This window comes from Pseudomonas sp. 06C 126 (genome assembly GCF_001855215.1).
Lineage (GTDB): Bacteria > Pseudomonadota > Gammaproteobacteria > Pseudomonadales > Pseudomonadaceae > Aquipseudomonas > Aquipseudomonas proteolytica.
Map to the genome: position 1 here is coordinate 48,105 of NZ_MIFU01000045.1, position 17,298 is coordinate 65,402.

Genomic DNA, 17,298 nt, shown 5'->3' on the forward strand with positions numbered 1-17,298 from the left:
GGGTCAGTCAAGACATTAGCTGACTGACACACCGTAATCGCGGGCAAGCCCGCTCCCACATTTTTGATCGAGTTCAATCCCTTGAATATGAGGCCAGCATGTCTTTTGATCTCGCCGCGCGCCTCGCTGCCCGCCGTACAGAACACCTCTATCGCCAGCGCCCGCTGCTGCAAAGTCCCCAGGGCCCGCAGGTGGTGGTGGACGGCCAGCCGTTGTTGGCCTTTTGCAATAACGACTACCTGGGCCTGGCCAATCACCCGCAAGTGATTGAAGCCTGGCAGGCCGGTGCTGCCCGTTGGGGCGTGGGCGGAGGGGCCTCGCACTTGGTCGTTGGCCACAGCACGCCACACCATGAGTTGGAGGAGGCGCTGGCCGAGTTCACCGGGCGCCCGCGTGCGCTGTTGTTCACCACCGGTTATATGGCCAACCTCGGTACCGTCACCGCCTTGGTGGGGCAGGGCGATACGGTACTCGAAGACCGGCTCAACCACGCGTCCCTGCTGGATGCAGGCTTACTGTCCGGCGCGCGGTTCAATCGCTATCTGCATAACGATGCGGTCAGCCTGGCCAAGCGCCTGGAAAGAGCCTGCGGCAATACCCTGGTAGTCACTGACGGCGTGTTCAGCATGGACGGCGACCTTGCGGACCTACCGGCCCTGGCCCGCGAAACCCGGGCCAAGGGCGCCTGGCTGATGGTGGATGATGCCCATGGCTTCGGGCCGTTGGGCGCCACGGGCGGCGGGATCGTCGAGCATTTTGGCCTGAGCCAGGAGGATGTGCCGGTGTTGGTCGGCACCCTGGGCAAAGCCTTCGGGACCGCCGGGGCGTTCGTCGCTGGCAGCGAGGAGTTGATCGAAAGCCTGATCCAATTCGCCCGCCCGTATATCTACACCACCAGCCAACCGCCGGCGCTGGCCTGCGCCACCCTCAAAAGCCTGGAACTGCTGCGCAGCGAGCACTGGCGGCGTGAGCATTTGCACACGCTGATCCGCCAGTTCCGCCAGGGTGCCGAGCAGATCGGCCTGGTGTTGATGGACAGCTTTACCCCGATCCAGCCAATCATGATTGGCGACAGTGCGCGCGCGGTGCGCCTGTCGCAGATGCTGCGCGAGCGCGGCATCATGGTCACGGCCATCCGCCCGCCCACCGTGCCGGCCGGCAGTGCCCGTTTGCGTGTGACCTTGACGGCCGCCCACACTGAGGCGCAGGTGCGACTATTGTTAGACGCATTGGAAGAGTGTTTCCGCTTGTCAGACCCGGAGTCCGACCATGCGTGATCGACTGATACTGCTCCCCGGCTGGGGGCTGGGTGTGTCGCCACTGGAGCCCTTGGCCGCCGCCTTGCGTGGTCTGGATGAGCGCTTGCGGGTGGATATCGAACCGTTGCCGGTGCTCTCCAGCAGCGACCTTGATGAATGGCTCGACGAGCTCGATGCCACGTTGCCAGACAACGCCTGGCTGGGCGGTTGGTCCCTGGGCGGAATGCTCGCATCCGAGTTGGCGGCACGGCGCGGCGATCGCTGCTGCGGCTTGCTGACCTTGGCCAGTAACCCCTGTTTTGTGGCGCACGAGGGCTGGCCCAGCGCAATGCCGGCCGAGACGTTCGACGCGTTCCTGGCGGGTTGCCACGTCGATTCGCAAGTCACCCTCAAGCGCTTTGGCCTGTTGTGCGCCAAGGGGACGCAAGACCCACGGGGCATCGCGCGCTTGCTGGTCAGCAGCGCGCCGGCTACGGCGTCCAGTGCGCTGATGAGCGGCCTGGAGCTGCTTGCACAACTGGACACCCGCGAGGCCCTGCAGGCCTTTCGTGGCCCGCAGTTGCACGTGTTCGCCGGCCTGGATGAGTTGGTGCCCTGCGAGGCCGGCACTGAGCTGCTGAAGTTATTACCTGATGTTGAGGTCGGTCTGATTGAACAGGCTGGACACGCTTTCCTACTGGACAACCCCCATGGAGTGGCGGCGGCGATCCAGGCTTTTTTGCATGAGTGCGGCGATGACTGATTTGTCCCATCCTCCACTGCCGGGTGCCTTGCCTGACAAACGCCAGGTGGCGGTGTCGTTTTCCAGGGCGGCGGCCAGTTATGACAGCGTTGCAGCGTTGCAGCGTGACGTGGGCAGCGAGTTGCTTGGGCGCTTGCCATCGGTGTTGATGCCTCGGCGCTGGCTGGATCTGGGCTGCGGCACCGGATTTTTCAGCCGCGCATTGAATAGCACGTTCCCGCAGGGCCAAGGCCTGGCGCTGGATATCGCCGAAGGGATGCTCAGCCACGCGCGGCCCTTGGGCGGTGCCGAGCACTTTATCGCCGGGGATGCCGAGCGTTTGCCGCTACAAGAGGGTAGTTGCGGGCTGGTCTTCTCCAGCCTGGCGGTGCAGTGGTGTGCTGACTTCCCGGCGGTACTCAGTGAGGCGCGACGGGTGTTGCAGCCCGGTGGCGTGCTGGCGTTTGCCAGCCTGTGCGTCGGCACCCTGGATGAGTTGCGCGACAGTTGGCGGGCGGCGGACGCAATGGTTCACGTCAACCGGTTTCGCCCGTTCAGCACGTACCAACAGCAGTGCGCGGCCAGTGGCTTGCGCGTGGTGAGCCTGGAGCAGCGCCCCCACGTGTTGCATTACCCGGATGTACGCAGCCTGACCCACGAATTGAAAGCTTTGGGGGCCCACAATCTCAACCCGGGGCGCCCTGGCGGCTTGACGGGCCGGGCGCGGATTGTCGCCTTGGTGCAGGCCTACGAGCAGTTGCGCCAGGCCCAGGGCCTGCCAGCCACCTATCAAGTCGTGTATGCCGTACTGGAGAAGCCCTTATGAGCGCTGCCTATTTCGTCACGGGCACCGACACCGATGTCGGCAAGACCACCGTCGCCGCAGGCCTGTTGCATGCGGCCCGACAGGCCGGCAAGAGCACCGCTGCCGGCAAGCCGGTGGCCTCGGGCTGCGAAGTGACCACACGGGGCTTGCGCAACGCCGATGCTCTGGCCTTGCTGGCGGAGTGTTCGTTGCCGCTGGCCTATGCCGAAGTCAATCCACTGGCCTTTGAACCCGCCATCGCGCCGCACCTGGCGGCCCGTGAAGCGGGTGTGGCGCTGACCGTGCAAGCCCTGCTCAAGCCGATGCAGCACATCCTCGACAAACACGCGGACTTCACCCTGATTGAAGGTGCTGGTGGCTGGCGCGTGCCGCTGGCTGATCAGGACAACCTGTCGGATTTGGCCAAGGCCTTACAGTTACCGGTGATCCTGGTGGTGGGCGTGCGCCTGGGGTGTATCAATCATGCGCTGCTGAGCGCCGAAGCCATCGCCCGGGACGGTTTGCCACTGGCGGGATGGGTGGCCAATATCATCGATCCGAAGACCTCCCGTCTGGAAGAAAACCTCGCCACCTTGGCCGAACGCCTGCCGGCGCCGTGCCTGGGCCGGGTGCCACGGCTCAAGCAACCCACGGCCGAAGCGGTGGCCGAGTACCTGCAACTGGACTTGCTTGATTAGTTTTTCCTAGGGATAAGGCATTATGCCATTAGTGTTATTGACGGGCCTTTTGCCAGATTGTCTGCTTCAATAAGGATTCACGATTTATTGCAAGGCAGGTTTACGCCATGGAAATCTCTGGAAGCAGTGCGTTTTATTCAGGCCTGAGCACTATTCAGGCCGGGCAAAACCGCGTCGACCAGGCCGCCGGCAAAATCGCCAGTGCTGCCACCAGCCAGCCTTCGGATGCGCAGAATGACCGCTTGCAGGCGGTCAATCGCGGCCAGCCGACCAGCTCCGCGAGCAATATGGTGGAACTGGCTGAAGGCAAGCTCCAGGTTGAGCTGGGCGCGAAAGTCGCCAAGGCTTCCGACGAAATGCTCGGCACGTTGATCGACACCTACGCCTGATCCAGCGGGATCATTGTGGCGAGGGGGCTAGTCCCCCGTTGGGCTGCGCAGCAGCCCCAGAATCTGCCACCTCGGTGTATCTGATAAGTCTCGGTGTGTCTTATTGGGGCTGCTTCGCAGCCCAGCGGGGGACAAGCCCCCTCGCCACGACAAGCCTCTAGCCACCCCGATTTCTTCAACACACCATCTTCCAATCTTTGACCGGTCATGCGGCATCACGCTGCAGGCCTTGTCGCGCCTGCCGTTGACCTGTGTCATGACAAACGGCATCTGCGGGGCGCTTGACAAGGATTGGGCGTAAACGTATGTTTCAAACAACTGTTTGACCGCTACAACAAATCCACGCGGTTGTTCATTCCAGGATTCATCAGCAGAGGTTTATCGCTATGCCTGACTACAAGGCCCCCTTGCGTGATATTCGCTTCGTTCGTGACGAACTGCTCGGCTACGAAGCGCACTATCAGAGCCTGCCGGCTTGCCAGGACGCTACCCCAGACATGGTTGACGCCATTCTCGAAGAAGGCGCCAAGTTTTGTGAGCAAGTGCTGGCCCCGTTGAACCGCGTCGGTGACATCGAAGGGTGCACCTGGAGCGAGTCAGGCGTAAAAACCCCTACTGGTTTCAAAGAAGCCTACAAACAATTCGTCGAAGGTGGCTGGCCAAGCCTGGCCCACGACGTGGCGCACGGCGGCCAAGGCCTGCCGGAATCCCTGGGCCTGGCCGTCAGCGAGATGGTCGGTGAAGCGAACTGGTCGTGGGGCATGTACCCAGGCCTGTCCCATGGCGCGATGAACACCATTTCCGAGCACGGTACCCCCGAGCAGCAAGATGCCTACCTGACCAAACTGGTCTCGGGCGAGTGGACCGGCACCATGTGCCTGACCGAGCCGCACTGCGGCACCGACCTGGGCATGCTGCGCACCAAGGCCGAACCTCAGGCCGACGGTTCCTACAAAGTCTCCGGGACCAAGATCTTCATCTCGGCCGGTGAACACGACATGGCCGACAACATCGTCCACATCGTACTGGCCCGCCTGCCGGATGCTCCGGCTGGCACCAAAGGCATTTCGCTGTTTATCGTGCCTAAGTTCCTGCCCAACGCCGATGGTTCGGTGGGTGAGCGCAACGCGGTGTCCTGTGGCTCCCTGGAACACAAGATGGGTATCCACGGCAACGCCACCTGCGTGATGAACTTCGACGCGGCCACCGGTTACCTGATCGGCCCGGCGAACAAAGGCCTGAACTGCATGTTCACCTTTATGAACACCGCTCGCCTGGGTACCGCGCTGCAAGGCCTGTCCCATGCCGAGATCGGTTTCCAGGGTGGCTTGAAATATGCGCGTGACCGCCTGCAAATGCGTTCCCTGACTGGCCCGAAAGCGCCGGACAAGGCCGCTGACCCGATCATCGTCCACCCGGACGTGCGTCGCATGCTGCTGACCATGAAAGCCTTCGCTGAAGGCAACCGTGCGATGGTGTACTTCACCGCCAAGCAAGTGGATATCGTCAAGTACGGTACCGACGACGAAGCCAAGAAACAGGCTGATGGCCTGCTGGCTTTCATGACCCCGATCGCCAAGGCGTTCATGACCGAAGTCGGTTTTGAATCTGCCAACCACGGCGTACAGATCTACGGCGGTCACGGCTTCATCGCCGAGTGGGGCATGGAGCAGAACGTTCGCGACAGCCGCATCTCGATGCTGTACGAAGGCACCACCGGCATCCAGGCGTTGGACCTGCTCGGCCGTAAAGTGCTGATGACGCAGGGCGAAGCGCTCAAGGGCTTCACCAAGATCGTGCACAAGTTCTGCCAGGCCAACGAAGGCAACGCAGCGGTCAGCGAGTTCGTCGCACCGTTGGCGGCACTGAACAAGGAATGGGGCGAGTTGACCATGAAGGTCGGCATGGCTGCCATGAAGGACCGTGAAGAAGTCGGTGCCGCCTCCGTGGACTACCTGATGTACTCCGGTTATGCCTGCCTGGCTTACTTCTGGGCCGACATGGCGCGCCTGGCTGCCGAAAAACTGGCTGCCGGTACCAGCGAAGAAGGCTTCTACACCGCCAAGCTGCAGACTGCGCGCTTCTACTTCCAGCGCATCCTGCCGCGTACCCGTACCCACGTAGCGACCATGCTGTCGGGTGCCAACAACCTGATGGACATGAAAGAAGAGAACTTCGACCTGGGCTACTAAGCCCCGGCGGGTTCACTGCCAGGCCGCCGCTCTTTCGGGAGCGGCGGCTTTTTTATAGGCGGGTGAAAAAACCTGAGTGGCGCGCTCAGGGATTGCCCGTTGCTGCCGTTACAGTGATGGCAATGTGATACAGGTCACAGTGAGTGTGCTTAACTGTCAGCAGTGAAGGCACTGTGCCATCTTCTTTGTGGGTCGGAGCTTTACCCTTGTCGCGCGCGTCTGCTGTACGTTTCAGTCATTTCCTACCATCGTTGCTGTTATTGCTGGCGGGGTTGTCGGCTGCTTACGTCAAGGACCTCAACGTCTTCTTCACCTCGCTGTTCAACGTGCTGCCGACCCTGGTGTTGCTGCTGGGCGGTGCCTATTGCGCGGTGTACCGCCGCCAGCGTGAGCTGTTCCTGATGGCGACGGTGTACGTCGCTTACTTCCTCCTGGATACCCAGACCGATTTCTATCGCGATCATGGCCGCGTGCGCGAAGACGCTGCCGTGGTGTTTCATCTGGTGTGCCTATTGTTGCCGATGTTGTTCAGTATCTATGCCCTCTGGCAGGAGAAAACCCACCTGTTCCGCGACTTTGTCGCACGTTGCGCGGTGCTGCTCGCCGTGGGCAGCGTAGCCCTTGGCCTGGAGCAGAGTTACCCGGGACCGTTGCTCAACTGGTTGGCGGAGATTCGCTGGCCGGCGTTGCATGGCGCGTGGATGAGCTTGGTCCAACTGTCGTACCCGATGTTCCTGCTGGGTTTTGTCGCCCTGGCAGCCCAGTACTGGCGCGAGCCGCGGCCGTTGCATGCGGCGCAGTTGGTGGGGTTGCTGGGGATGTTCTGGATGTTGCCGCAGACCTTCATTCTGCCGTTCACTCTGAACATCATGTGCAGCCAGGTGATGTTGATGATCGCTGCGGGCGTGTCCCATGAGGCCTATCAAATGGCCTTTCGCGATGAGCTCACCGGCCTGCCGGGGCGTCGCGCCCTCAACGAGCGCATGCAGCGCCTGGGGCGCAACTATGTGCTGGCGATGAGCGACGTCGACCACTTCAAGCGCTTCAACGACACCCACGGTCACGACGTCGGCGACCAGGTGCTGCGGTTGGTCGCCAGCAAACTGTCGAAAGTCAGCGGCGGTGGTCGGGCCTACCGGTATGGCGGCGAAGAATTTGCCGTAGTGTTCGCCGGCAAGACCCTGGATGAGTGCCTGCCGCACCTGGAAGCAATCCGCGAGGTCATTGCCAACTACCATATCAAGTTGCGCAACCAGGACAGTCGCCCCCAGGACGATCACCAGGGGCGTCAGCGCCGTTCGGGTGGCGGCGACTCCAGCGTGTCGGTGACCGTCAGCATCGGCGTCGCCGAGCGCCAGGTCGAGCAGCGCACCCCGGAAGAAGTGCTCAAGTCTGCTGACCAGGCGCTGTACAACGCCAAGGGTGCCGGGCGTAACTGTGTGGTAGCGGCCGGCCAGAACCGCCGTGGCGCGGTGCGCATGCAGGGCGCTGCCGGTTGAGTGATGGTGGTGTATTCAGCGCCTGTACAGTGATTGTCCGGGGGCACCTACGGCAGTAGGTTGGAGTTATCTGCCGCCGGAGACATCACCATGCCTGCCTATAAAGCTCCCCTGCGCGACATGCGCTTTCTGATCGATCACGTGTTTGATTTCCCTGCTCACTACGCGGCCCTGGGCGCCACCGAGGCCAGCCCGGACATGGTCGGCGCGATCCTCGAAGAAGGCGCCAGGTTCTGCGAAAACGTGCTGGCACCGTTGAATCGCCCGGGTGATGAAGAGGGTTGCCATTTTGATAATGGCGTGGTGACCACACCCAAAGGCTTCAAGGAAGCCTTTGCGCAATACGTCGAAGGCGGCTGGCACGGCCTGGCGGCGGATCCGGCCTACGGCGGCCAAGGCTTGCCGTCTTCCCTGGGGTTGGTGCTCAGCGAGATGATCGGCTCCAGCAACACTTCCTGGGGCATGTACCCCGGCCTGACCCACGGCGCCATGTCGGCGATCCACGCCCACGGCACTGCCGAGCAGAAAGACACCTACCTGACCAAACTCACCGCCGGCCAGTGGACGGGCACCATGTGCCTGACCGAAGCCCACTGCGGCACCGACCTTGGCATCATCAAGACCCGCGCCGTGCCCCAGGCCAACGGCAGCTATGCGGTAACCGGCAGCAAGATTTTCATCTCCGCCGGTGAACACGATATGAGCGAAAACATCATCCACCTGGTGCTGGCCAAGTTGCCGGACGCGCCGGCCGGCACCAAGGGCATTTCGCTGTTTATCGTGCCCAAGTTCCTCGCCGGTTCCGGCGCGCGCAATGGGGTCAGTTGCGGCTCCATCGAGCACAAGATGGGGATCAAGGCTTCGGCCACCTGCGTGCTGAACTTCGATGGTGCCGAGGGCTATCTGATCGGCGAGGCCAACAAGGGCCTGAACTGCATGTTCACCATGATGAACCATGCGCGCCTGGGCACGGGCATGCAGGGGCTGTGCCTGGGTGAAGCGAGCTTCCAGGGCGCGATCCAGTACGCCAACGACCGTCTGCAGATGCGCGCCCTGACCGGCGCCAAGGCCCCGGATAAGCCGGCAGATCCGATCATCGTGCATCCCGATGTGCGGCGCATGCTGCTGACCATGAAAGCCTTCAACGAAGGCAACCGCGCCCTGACTTATTTCACCGCGCAACTGCTGGACACCGCACACCTGAGCGACGACCCGCAGCAGCGCCAGCAGGCCGAAGACCTGTTGGCGTTCCTCACGCCGATCTGCAAAGCCTTTATGACCGAAACCGGGCTAGAGGTGACCAACCACGGCATGCAGGTGTTTGGCGGCCACGGTTTTATCCGCGAGTGGGGCATGGAACAGTTGGTGCGCGACTGCCGGATCGCGCCGATCTACGAAGGTACCAACGGCATCCAGGCCCTGGATTTGCTGGGGCGCAAGGTGTTGGGCAGCCAGGGCAAGTTGCTGCGCGGCTTTACCAAAATCGTGCATAAGTTTTGCGCGGCGAATGCCGAGCATCCACAACTCAAGGCCCAAGTCGCGCAGCTCAATGAGCTGAACCAACAATGGGGCGAGTTGACGACCAAAGTCGGCATGGCCGCGATGAAAAATCCCGATGAAGTTGGCGCGGCGGCCCTGGATTACTTGATGTACAGCGGTTACATCATCCATGCCTACCTGTGGCTGCGCATGGCGCTGGTGGCCCAGGCGCAGTTGGATGCAGGCCAAGGCGATGCGGACTACGCCCGTGGCAAGTTGGCGACCTGCGAGTTTTACTTCAAGCGTCTGTTGCCGCGCACCAGTGCACATCGGGCGGCGGTGGAGGCGGGCAGCGATTGCTTGATGAGCCTGCCTGCCGAGCTGTTCGCCTTGTAGGAATCGGTGGCGTGACTGTTAAATACCAATTGGTCACAAGCAGACCCTATGTGTCACAAAAGTTGTTCGGTTACACTCCGGGTCTGTGAAACCGATCCTACCGAATCACTTTTAACGTTCCTACGAGGTTTGCCATGGCTGACTACAAAGCGCCGCTGCGCGATATGCGCTTCGTCCTCAACGAAGTATTCGAGGTTGCCAAGCTGTGGGCGCAATTGCCGGCCCTGGCCGAGACCGTCGACGCCCAAACCGTCGAGGCAATCCTTGAAGAGGCTGGCAAAGTCACCGCCAAGACCATCGCCCCGTTGAGCCGCAGCGGCGACGAGGAAGGTTGCCGCTGGGACAACGGCGTGGTCACCACCCCGGCCGGCTTTCCCGAAGCCTACAAGACCTATGCCGAAGGCGGCTGGGTGGGCGTCGGTGGCGACCCGGCCTACGGTGGCATGGGCATGCCCAAGGCCGTGTCGGCCCAGGTCGAAGAAATGATCAACTCCTCGGGCCTGGCGTTTGGCCTGTACCCGATGCTGACGTCCGGCGCCTGCGTGTCGATCAACACCCACGCCAGTGAAGAACTGAAAGCCACTTACTTGCCGAATATGTACGCGGGCGTGTGGGCCGGTTCCATGTGCCTGACCGAGCCCCATGCCGGTACCGATCTGGGGATTATTCGTACCAAGGCCGAGCCCCAGGCAGACGGTTCCTACAAGGTCAGCGGGACCAAGATCTTCATCACCGGTGGCGAACACGACCTCACCGAAAACATCATCCACCTGGTGCTGGCCAAGTTGCCGGACGCTCCGGCCGGTCCAAAGGGCATCTCGCTGTTCCTGGTGCCCAAGTTCATGGTCAATGCCGATGGCAGCCTGGGCGCACGCAACACGGTGACCTGTGGTTCGATCGAACACAAGATGGGCATCCAGGCTTCCGCCACTTGTGTGATGAACTTCGACGACGCCGTTGGCTACCTGGTCGGCGAGCCGAACCGTGGCCTGGCGGCTATGTTCACCATGATGAACTACGAGCGCCTGGGCGTCGGCATCCAGGGCCTGGCGACCGGCGAGCGCTCTTACCAGAACGCGGTGGAATACGCGCGTGACCGCCTGCAAAGCCGTTCGCCGACTGGCCCCAAGGCCAAGGACAAGATCGCCGACCCGATCATCAACCACCCTGACGTGCGCCGCATGTTGCTGACCATGAAGGCGGCGAACGAAGGCGGCCGTGCATTTTCCACTTATGTGGCGATGCAACTGGACACCGCCAAGTTCAGCGAAGACGCCGCGACCCGCAAGCGCGCGGATGACCTGGTGGCGCTGCTGACCCCGGTATCCAAGGCCTTCCTCACCGACCTGGGCCTGGAAACCACCGTGCACGGCCAGCAGATCTTCGGCGGCCATGGTTATATCCGTGAGTGGGGCCAGGAGCAGTTGGTGCGTGACGTGCGTATCACGCAGATCTACGAAGGCACCAACGGCATCCAGGCGCTGGACTTGATGGGGCGCAAGATCGTTGGCAGCGGCGGGGCGTTCTACACCCTGTTTGCCGATGAGATCCGCCACTTCATCGCCACGGCCAGCAGCGACCTGGCTGAGTTCACCCAGCCCCTGAGCGCTGCGGTGGACGAGCTCGACACCTTGACTGCCTGGGTGCTGGATCGCGCCAAGACCAACCCGAATGAAATCGGCGCGGCGTCGGTGGAGTATCTGCATGCCTTCGGCTACATGGCCTATGCCTATATGTGGGCGTTGATGGCCAAGGCGGCTTTGGGCAAGGAGACCGAGGAAGACTTCTATGCCAGCAAACTGGGGACGGCGCGCTTCTACTTCGCTCGTCTGCTGCCGCGTATTCACTCCCTGAGTGCCTCCGTGAAGGCCGGCAGTGAATCGCTGTTCTTGCTGGACGAAGCGCAGTTCTAATCGGGGGAGGTCATGTAAGCATTCTCTTACATGACGTACTGCTAATCGTCCTCTATCGCCAGATTGGATCCACAGCTAATCTACTTCACATGGACGTCGCGCAGGAAGCGCAAAGCAACAACAGGGACACGTAGGATTCTGCCAGGGTGGCGGAGTGAAATGGATGTCAGGGAAACAGTCTGCAAAGCCCCGCTTCGGCGGGGTTTTCTTATTGCCCGCGAAAAAGTTCAGGCCAGCCCGTCGACCGTGCTTGCCGGCCCATGTGGCCCATTCATCACGTCTTCGAGCAAGGTGCGCAGCAACTCCAGCGTGGCTTGCTGACGTTGTACATCCCGGCACACCAAACCCACTTTCAGCGGCACCCGTGGCTCACTCAAGGGCTTCCACAATAGCGCGTGGCTGCTGTGTTCATCCTGTGATCGGCCAGGCAGTACTGTCGCCAGCCGGGTATGGGGCAGGCTGTCGAGAATCCCCACCATAGTGTTCAGCTCGGCCTGGACCTGCGGCCGGCGCCCCAGGTTCGCCAGTTGCGCCTGCCAGATCTGCCTGATCTGGAACTCTTCCCCGAGCAACAGCATGGGCAATTCCGCTGCTTGTTTGAGGGAGACCTTCTTGAATTCACGCAAAGGGTGGTCGGCAGGGATGACTACTTTCAGTTCATCTTCATACAGCAGTACGCCGTGCAATCCCGGTTGGCGTGCCGGTAGGTAGCTGATGCCAATGTCCAGCGAGCCATTGAGCAGGCGACGTTCGATCTCCAGGCCCGTCAGCTCATAGATCTGCACCACCAGGTGTGGCTGGGCTTTGCGCACGCGTTCGAGCATCTGTGGCACCAGGCTGGTGTGCACGGTTTGCAGCACACCGATAGCCAGGGTCCGCAGCGCCTGGCCCTTGAAATGCCGCAGGGCCTCGACGGCTTGCTGCATGCCATCGAGCAGCGGCAGGGCATGGTTGTACAAGGTGTGGGCAGCCAGGGTCGGCAACAGGCGTTTGCTGCTGCGTTCGAACAAGCTGACATCGAGGTGCTGCTCCAGCTGGCGGATCTGCTGCGACAGCGCTGGCTGGGAGATCGACAGGCGCTCTGCGGCCCGGCCCACATGGCCCTCTTCGTACACCGCGACGAAATAACGCAGTTGCTTGAAATCCATAAGTAATGCTTATCGAAAATGCTGGAAAATCGAAATGGCTGTACGCCCCCAAGGCGCCTAGTCTAGCGCCTATTCATAGGGCTTACAGGGCCAAGACGCGAGATGAATACCGTTTACAGCGATGGTGTTTACATAGGCAAGGCAAAAAACGAATTGCCGGGCTTCCGCCAATCCAGAGTTGCCAACAACCGGTGGGGTGTGCAGGCATGAACCTGTTCAACTTGCGCCGTCCGGCGCCGAGCCTGGACGATCTGTTACTGGACGCGAAAACCCCGATGCTGCGTGATGAGCTTTCCACTCAATCCCTGATGCCCACAGTGGCCCGCCCTCCGCAGGTTTTCGTACGCGGCCAGGGTTCGTGGCTATGGGACAGTGAAGACCGTGCCTACCTCGACTTTACCCAGGGTGGTGCGGCCAACAGCCTTGGCCACAGCCCTTCAGTACTGGTGCGCGCGTTGGCCGACCAAGCGCAAGCGCTGATCAACCCCGGCAACGGGCTGCACAACCGCAGCCAACTGAACCTGGTGGACCGCTTGTGTCACAGCACCGGCAGCGACCAAGCCTACCTGCTCAACAGCGGTACGGAAGCCTGCGAGGCGGCGATCAAGCTGGCGCGCAAGTGGGGCCAACTGCACCGTGGTGGCGCCTATCGCATTATTACCGCTGGCAACGCCAGCCACGGGCGCAGCCTGGCGACGCTGGCGGCCTCTGGCGACAATCGTTTCGAGCCACAACTGCCAGGCTTCTGCCACGTACCGTTCAATGACCTGCCCGCCCTGCATGCCGCGGTCGACGCACAAACCGTCGCGATCATGCTGGAACCGATCCAGGGCGAAGCCGGCGTCATCCCGGCCACCGAGCATTACCTCAAGGGTGTGGAGCGGCTGTGCCGGGAGTTGGGCATTCTGCTGATTCTTGATGAAGTACAGACGGGGATGGGCCGTTGCGGCACCTTGCTGGCCGAACAGCGCTACGGCGTGCGCGCCGATATCGTCGCCTTGGGTAAAGGCCTGGGTGGCGGAGTGCCATTGGCTGCACTGCTGGCTCGCGGCAAAGCCTGCTGCTTTGAAATCGGTGAGTTGGAAGGCACCCATCACGGCAATGCCCTGATGGCGGCCGCCGGCGTCGCTGTGCTCGATAACGTGCTGGGGCACGGCTTTCTCGAACACGTACGTGATACCAGCCAGTACCTGGGCGAAGGCCTGGCGCGGCTTGCCCACCGCTATGGCCAGGGCGAACTGCGGGGTCAGGGCCTGTTGTTGGGCCTGAGCTTGTCAGATGATTCGGCAGATGCGGTGGTAAAAGCGGCGCTTTATGAGGGCCTGATCCTAAATGCCCCACAACCCGACTGCCTGCGCTTTACCCCGGCGTTGACGGTAAGCAAGAGCAATATCGACGAAATGCTACTGCGCCTGGCCCGTGCGTTTTCCCGTGTGCACACCGCCCAACTGCAATGCCGCAAGGGCATCGCTGTTTAACCCTTATTCCTGAACCGTCTCGCGGTATACGCAGCGCCTCCAGCTTGATTCTTTTGGCTGGGGGCGTTTTTTTGTGTGTAATTTCTGGATTGAAAAGGACGCTTGAGGCTCATCGAGAAAAATGGCTTTTTAGCGGGCACCGGCAGGGAGTGCCGGAAGGGCGCAAAGATTGTTTGTGGGCCCTATTTCTAATCTATACCACCAGGTGGTATGTTTGTGGGGAAGGGATGCCTATGAAGCTGCGACTGTTCAAAAGCCGGCATTTTGCTGATACAGCCAGCAAGGCCTGGATCTGCGATTCGCAATTAAGAGAGGCATTTGGTGAGATGCTCAGGGGCCAGGCGGACAATCTGGGTGGTGGAGTCTGGAAGAAACGCCTCAATCACAACCGGCATCGCTCCATCGTCCTGGCGAAGGGCAGGCATTACTGGGTTTATCAGTTTCTGTTCGCCAAGCAAGACCAAAGCAATATCAGTCACAAGGAATTGACTGGGTTTCGGGCGTTGGCAAAGGCCTATGAAGGCTTAAACGAAATACAGATCCAGCAGTTGCTGGATCTCAGGGAGTTTGTGGAGATACATCATGACCAAAAAATATGAAAGCCAAGCGCTGGAGTCCATTCACCAATCGGCCAGCGCGCTGCATTCGATTGGCGCTATCAGCAAGACCACCCTTCGTGAATTCGATGAGCTGTGCATTGCGCCTGTGCCGGCACAGATACCTGCCGACCAGATCAAGCAACTGCGCGAGCGCAGTCATGTCAGCCAACCGGTGTTCGCCCGCTACCTGAACACTAGTGCGTCGACAATCAAGCAATGGGAGTCCGGCGAGAAGCAACCCAGCGGCATGGCGCTCAAGCTGCTGAGCATCGTGCAAAAGCACGGATTGGAGATCCTTGCCTGAGGAGGATGGCCCGGTGCCAGATTCCACTGAACCCTCACGCGCGGCCAGGGTCGATTAGCTGTACGGCTCACACGAGCCGATTATTCGGAGCTGACCCATGGATTTCATTCGTATCATCATCGCCATTCTGCTGCCGCCACTGGGTGTGTTCCTGCAAGTGGGTTTCGCCGGCGCGTTCTGGCTGAATATCCTGTTGACCCTGTGCGGCTACATCCCTGGCATCGTGCATGCGGTGTACATCATCGCCAAGCGTTGATCGGTCAGCCTTTGGCGATCAGCCTGGAGTTTCGCTCATTGCGAAAAGCCAGTTGCTCGATGGTCTGCGTAGCGTGCTCGGCTTCGAGCCGGGCATTGAGGATGATGCTGTGATCGGCGGATTTACTGCACACCGGGTCAGCATTGCTGGCATCCCCTGTGAGCATGAACGCCTGGCAGCGGCAGCCGCCGAAGTCCTTTTCCTTCTCGTCGCACGAGCGGCATGGCTCTGGCATCCAGTCGTAACCACGAAAGCGGTTGAAGCCAAACGAGTCGTACCAGATGTGCTGCATGCTGTGGTCGCGCACATTGGGAAACTGCACCGGCATCTGCCGGGCGCCGTGACAAGGTAGGGCAGTGCCGTCTGGTGTCACTGTCAGAAAGATACTGCCCCAGCCATTCATACAGGCCTTAGGGCGTTCCTCGTAGTAGTCCGGCGTGACAAAGATCAGCTTGCACGGATGCCCTTCGGCTTCCAGCTTGGCGCGGTATTCGTTGGTGATGCGCTCGGCACGGGTCAGTTGTTCCTGAGTCGGCAGCAGGCCAACACGGTTGAGCTGGGCCCAGCCATAGAACTGGCACGTGGCGAGTTCGACAAAGTCTGCCTCCAGCGCAATGCACAGTTCGATGATGCGGTCGATCTTGTCGATATTGTGCCGATGGGTTACGAAGTTCAGCACCATCGGATACCCATGGGCTTTGACCGCCCGGGCCATTTCCAGCTTCTGCGCGAAAGCCTTTTTGGAGCCGGCCAGCAGGTTGTTCACCTGTTCATCGCTGGCCTGGAAGCTGATCTGGATATGGTCCAGGCCGGCTTTCTTGAAGTCGCTGATCTTCTGCTCGGTCAAGCCGATGCCGGAGGTGATCAGGTTGGTATAGAACCCCAGCTTGCGCGCCTCGGCGATCAGCTCGGCGAGATCCTGGCGCACCAGTGGCTCACCGCCGGAAAACCCCAGTTGTGCCGCGCCCATTTCCCGGGCTTCGCGAAACACCTTGATCCATTGCTCGGTACTCAACTCCTTGCCCTGCTCGGCGAAATCCAGCGGGTTGGAGCAGTACGGGCACTGGAGCGGGCAGCGATAGGTCAGCTCGGCGAGCAACCATAGCGGCAGGCCGATCTCGGGCTTTTCAGGCAAGTTCGATCCAGTGCTGTGCACGCGCCACCTCCATGAATTGCTCGATGTCTTCACCGAGTTCGGGTACGCCGGGGAATTGCTGCTCCAGCTCGCCAATGATGGCCGCCACACTGCGCTCGCCGTCGATCAAACCGCCAATCAACGCGGCGCTGTCGTTGAGCTTGATCATGCCTTCGGGGTACAGCAACACATGGCCCTTCTGCGCTGGCTCGTACTGGTAGCGGTAACCCTGGCGCCAGGTCGGCTTTTTGCTGCGGTCGAAACTCATAGTGTGATCCCTTTATGCCAGACCCGTTGCGCGGTCACGCTGTGATAAGGCGGGCGGTTCAGTTCGTAGGCCATGCTCATGGCATCGAGCATGCTCCAAAGGATGTCGAGTTTGAACTGGAGAATCTCCAGCATCCGCTCCTGACCGGCGCGGCTGGTGTAGTGCGCAAGCGTGATCGCCAGCCCGTGCTCGACATCACGCCGGGCCTGGCCCAGGCGGGTACGGAAATACTCGTAGCCGGCAGGGTCGATCCATGGGTAATGCTGGGGCCAGCTGTCGAGGCGCGACTGGTGGATGTGCGGGGCGAACAACTCGGTCAGCGAGCTGCTGGCGGCTTCCTGCCAACTGGCCCGGCGGGCGAAATTGACGTAGGCATCCACGGCAAACCGCACGCCGGGCAACACCAGCTCCTGGGAGCGCAGTTGATCCGGGTCCAGGCCCACCGCCTGGCCCAGGCGCAGCCAGGCTTCGATGCCGCCGTCTTCGCCGGGTGCGCCGTCATGATCGAGCAGGCGCTGGATCCACTCGCGGCGGATTTCCCGGTCCGGGCAGTTGGCCAGGATCGCGGCGTCCTTCAGCGGGATGTTCACCTGGTAGTAGAACCGGTTGGCGACCCAGCCCTGGATCTGCTCGCGGGTGGCCCGGCCTTCATACATCGCCACGTGGTACGGGTGATGGATATGGTAGAACGCGCCCTTGGCCCGCAAGGCCTGTTCAAATTCGGCGGGGGTCAGCGGTGTGTCGGTCATTGGGGCTCTC

The 17,298-nt window shown here is 61.2% G+C and carries 17 protein-coding genes; 13 read left to right on the forward strand and 4 right to left on the reverse strand.

The features are described from left to right. Positions 1-98 precede the first annotated feature (98 nt). The 9 genes from bioF (at position 99) to BHC62_RS06205 (ending at position 11,351) form a co-directional block, all read left to right on the forward strand. Complete coding sequence (bioF, locus tag BHC62_RS06165; protein WP_029296912.1) at positions 99-1,277, forward strand: 8-amino-7-oxononanoate synthase; 1,179 nt, start codon at positions 99-101, stop codon at positions 1,275-1,277. Then, complete coding sequence (locus BHC62_RS06170; protein ID WP_070994495.1) at positions 1,270-2,001, forward strand: alpha/beta fold hydrolase; 732 nt, start codon at positions 1,270-1,272, stop codon at positions 1,999-2,001. The genes bioF and BHC62_RS06170 overlap by 8 nt, the downstream gene beginning before the upstream one ends. After that, a complete protein-coding gene (gene bioC / locus BHC62_RS06175) occupies positions 1,994-2,806 on the forward strand; it encodes a malonyl-ACP O-methyltransferase BioC (RefSeq protein WP_070994496.1) in 813 nt (270 codons plus the stop codon). Before BHC62_RS06170 ends, bioC begins: the two co-directional genes overlap by 8 nt. After that, entirely contained in the window at positions 2,803-3,483 is a 681-nt protein-coding gene (bioD, locus tag BHC62_RS06180; RefSeq protein WP_029296906.1) for a dethiobiotin synthase, read from the forward strand. Before bioC ends, bioD begins: the two co-directional genes overlap by 4 nt. A 107-nt stretch (positions 3,484-3,590) precedes the next feature. Further along, entirely contained in the window at positions 3,591-3,872 is a 282-nt protein-coding gene (locus tag BHC62_RS06185; protein WP_029296904.1) for a hypothetical protein, read from the forward strand. A gap of 386 nt (positions 3,873-4,258) precedes the next feature. After that, positions 4,259-6,064: a phenylacyl-CoA dehydrogenase gene (locus BHC62_RS06190; RefSeq protein ID WP_029296902.1), complete on the forward strand. Its 1,806-nt coding sequence runs from the start codon at positions 4,259-4,261 to the stop codon at positions 6,062-6,064. A 206-nt stretch (positions 6,065-6,270) separates the two neighbouring features. Then, positions 6,271-7,563, forward strand: coding sequence for a diguanylate cyclase (locus BHC62_RS06195; RefSeq protein WP_029296900.1), 1,293 nt, complete (start codon positions 6,271-6,273; stop codon positions 7,561-7,563). 90 nt (positions 7,564-7,653) lie between these two features. Continuing rightward, positions 7,654-9,438, forward strand: a complete 1,785-nt coding sequence (locus BHC62_RS06200; protein ID WP_070994497.1) for an acyl-CoA dehydrogenase C-terminal domain-containing protein — start codon at positions 7,654-7,656, stop codon at positions 9,436-9,438. A 134-nt stretch (positions 9,439-9,572) separates the two neighbouring features. Next, positions 9,573-11,351, forward strand: coding sequence for an acyl-CoA dehydrogenase C-terminal domain-containing protein (locus BHC62_RS06205; protein WP_070994498.1), 1,779 nt, complete (start codon positions 9,573-9,575; stop codon positions 11,349-11,351). A 227-nt stretch (positions 11,352-11,578) separates the two neighbouring features. Here the strand turns inward: BHC62_RS06205 and BHC62_RS06210 are convergent, their stop codons facing one another. Further along, positions 11,579-12,499: a LysR family transcriptional regulator gene (locus BHC62_RS06210; protein WP_029296894.1), complete on the reverse strand. Its 921-nt coding sequence runs from the start codon at positions 12,497-12,499 to the stop codon at positions 11,579-11,581. 206 nt (positions 12,500-12,705) lie between these two features. On the opposite strand from BHC62_RS06210, the gene BHC62_RS06215 reads away from it, so the two are divergent. The 4 genes from BHC62_RS06215 to BHC62_RS06230 all read left to right on the forward strand — a co-directional run bounded on the left by BHC62_RS06215 (position 12,706) and on the right by BHC62_RS06230 (position 15,136). Then, positions 12,706-13,977 carry an aspartate aminotransferase family protein gene (locus BHC62_RS06215; RefSeq protein ID WP_070994499.1) on the forward strand — a complete coding sequence of 424 codons (1,272 nt, stop codon included), beginning with the start codon at positions 12,706-12,708 and terminating at the stop codon, positions 13,975-13,977. Between the two features lie 233 nt (positions 13,978-14,210). After that, on the forward strand, positions 14,211-14,576 hold the full coding sequence (locus BHC62_RS06220; RefSeq protein ID WP_070994500.1) for a type II toxin-antitoxin system RelE/ParE family toxin: 366 nt from the start codon (positions 14,211-14,213) through the stop codon (positions 14,574-14,576). Beyond that, positions 14,560-14,880, forward strand: a complete 321-nt coding sequence (locus tag BHC62_RS06225; protein WP_029296888.1) for a DNA-binding transcriptional regulator — start codon at positions 14,560-14,562, stop codon at positions 14,878-14,880. Before BHC62_RS06220 ends, BHC62_RS06225 begins: the two co-directional genes overlap by 17 nt. A 97-nt stretch (positions 14,881-14,977) precedes the next feature. After that, positions 14,978-15,136: a YqaE/Pmp3 family membrane protein gene (locus BHC62_RS06230; RefSeq protein ID WP_007904205.1), complete on the forward strand. Its 159-nt coding sequence runs from the start codon at positions 14,978-14,980 to the stop codon at positions 15,134-15,136. Between the two features lie 4 nt (positions 15,137-15,140). On the opposite strand, the gene pqqE is transcribed toward BHC62_RS06230, so the two are convergent. From pqqE to pqqC, 3 genes are read right to left on the reverse strand one after another with little or no spacing between them, the layout of a single operon-like run. Continuing rightward, positions 15,141-16,271, reverse strand: a complete 1,131-nt coding sequence (gene pqqE / locus BHC62_RS06235; protein WP_371128907.1) for a pyrroloquinoline quinone biosynthesis protein PqqE — start codon at positions 16,269-16,271, stop codon at positions 15,141-15,143. Next, entirely contained in the window at positions 16,264-16,539 is a 276-nt protein-coding gene (gene pqqD / locus BHC62_RS06240) for a pyrroloquinoline quinone biosynthesis peptide chaperone PqqD (RefSeq protein ID WP_070994502.1), read from the reverse strand. Before pqqD ends, pqqE begins: the two co-directional genes overlap by 8 nt. After that, positions 16,536-17,288, reverse strand: coding sequence for a pyrroloquinoline-quinone synthase PqqC (pqqC, locus tag BHC62_RS06245; protein ID WP_070994503.1), 753 nt, complete (start codon positions 17,286-17,288; stop codon positions 16,536-16,538). The genes pqqD and pqqC overlap by 4 nt, the downstream gene beginning before the upstream one ends. Positions 17,289-17,298: the final 10 nt, after the last annotated feature.

What these genes read in the sequence shown, in the direction of transcription:
- pqqD (WP_070994502.1), bottom strand. Translation starts at nt 16,539, where the DNA reads ATGAGTTTCGACCGCAGCAAAAAGCCGACCTGGCGCCAGGGTTACCGC.
- BHC62_RS06225 (WP_029296888.1), top strand. Translation starts at nt 14,560, where the DNA reads ATGACCAAAAAATATGAAAGCCAAGCGCTGGAGTCCATTCACCAATCG.
- BHC62_RS06185 (WP_029296904.1), top strand. Translation starts at nt 3,591, where the DNA reads ATGGAAATCTCTGGAAGCAGTGCGTTTTATTCAGGCCTGAGCACTATT.
- bioD (WP_029296906.1), top strand. Translation starts at nt 2,803, where the DNA reads ATGAGCGCTGCCTATTTCGTCACGGGCACCGACACCGATGTCGGCAAG.
- BHC62_RS06190 (WP_029296902.1), top strand. Translation starts at nt 4,259, where the DNA reads ATGCCTGACTACAAGGCCCCCTTGCGTGATATTCGCTTCGTTCGTGAC.
- bioC (WP_070994496.1), top strand. Translation starts at nt 1,994, where the DNA reads ATGACTGATTTGTCCCATCCTCCACTGCCGGGTGCCTTGCCTGACAAA.
- BHC62_RS06200 (WP_070994497.1), top strand. Translation starts at nt 7,654, where the DNA reads ATGCCTGCCTATAAAGCTCCCCTGCGCGACATGCGCTTTCTGATCGAT.
- pqqC (WP_070994503.1), bottom strand. Translation starts at nt 17,288, where the DNA reads ATGACCGACACACCGCTGACCCCCGCCGAATTTGAACAGGCCTTGCGG.
- BHC62_RS06230 (WP_007904205.1), top strand. Translation starts at nt 14,978, where the DNA reads ATGGATTTCATTCGTATCATCATCGCCATTCTGCTGCCGCCACTGGGT.
- bioF (WP_029296912.1), top strand. Translation starts at nt 99, where the DNA reads ATGTCTTTTGATCTCGCCGCGCGCCTCGCTGCCCGCCGTACAGAACAC.
- BHC62_RS06170 (WP_070994495.1), top strand. Translation starts at nt 1,270, where the DNA reads ATGCGTGATCGACTGATACTGCTCCCCGGCTGGGGGCTGGGTGTGTCG.
- BHC62_RS06215 (WP_070994499.1), top strand. Translation starts at nt 12,706, where the DNA reads ATGAACCTGTTCAACTTGCGCCGTCCGGCGCCGAGCCTGGACGATCTG.
- BHC62_RS06205 (WP_070994498.1), top strand. Translation starts at nt 9,573, where the DNA reads ATGGCTGACTACAAAGCGCCGCTGCGCGATATGCGCTTCGTCCTCAAC.
- BHC62_RS06210 (WP_029296894.1), bottom strand. Translation starts at nt 12,499, where the DNA reads ATGGATTTCAAGCAACTGCGTTATTTCGTCGCGGTGTACGAAGAGGGC.
- BHC62_RS06220 (WP_070994500.1), top strand. Translation starts at nt 14,211, where the DNA reads ATGAAGCTGCGACTGTTCAAAAGCCGGCATTTTGCTGATACAGCCAGC.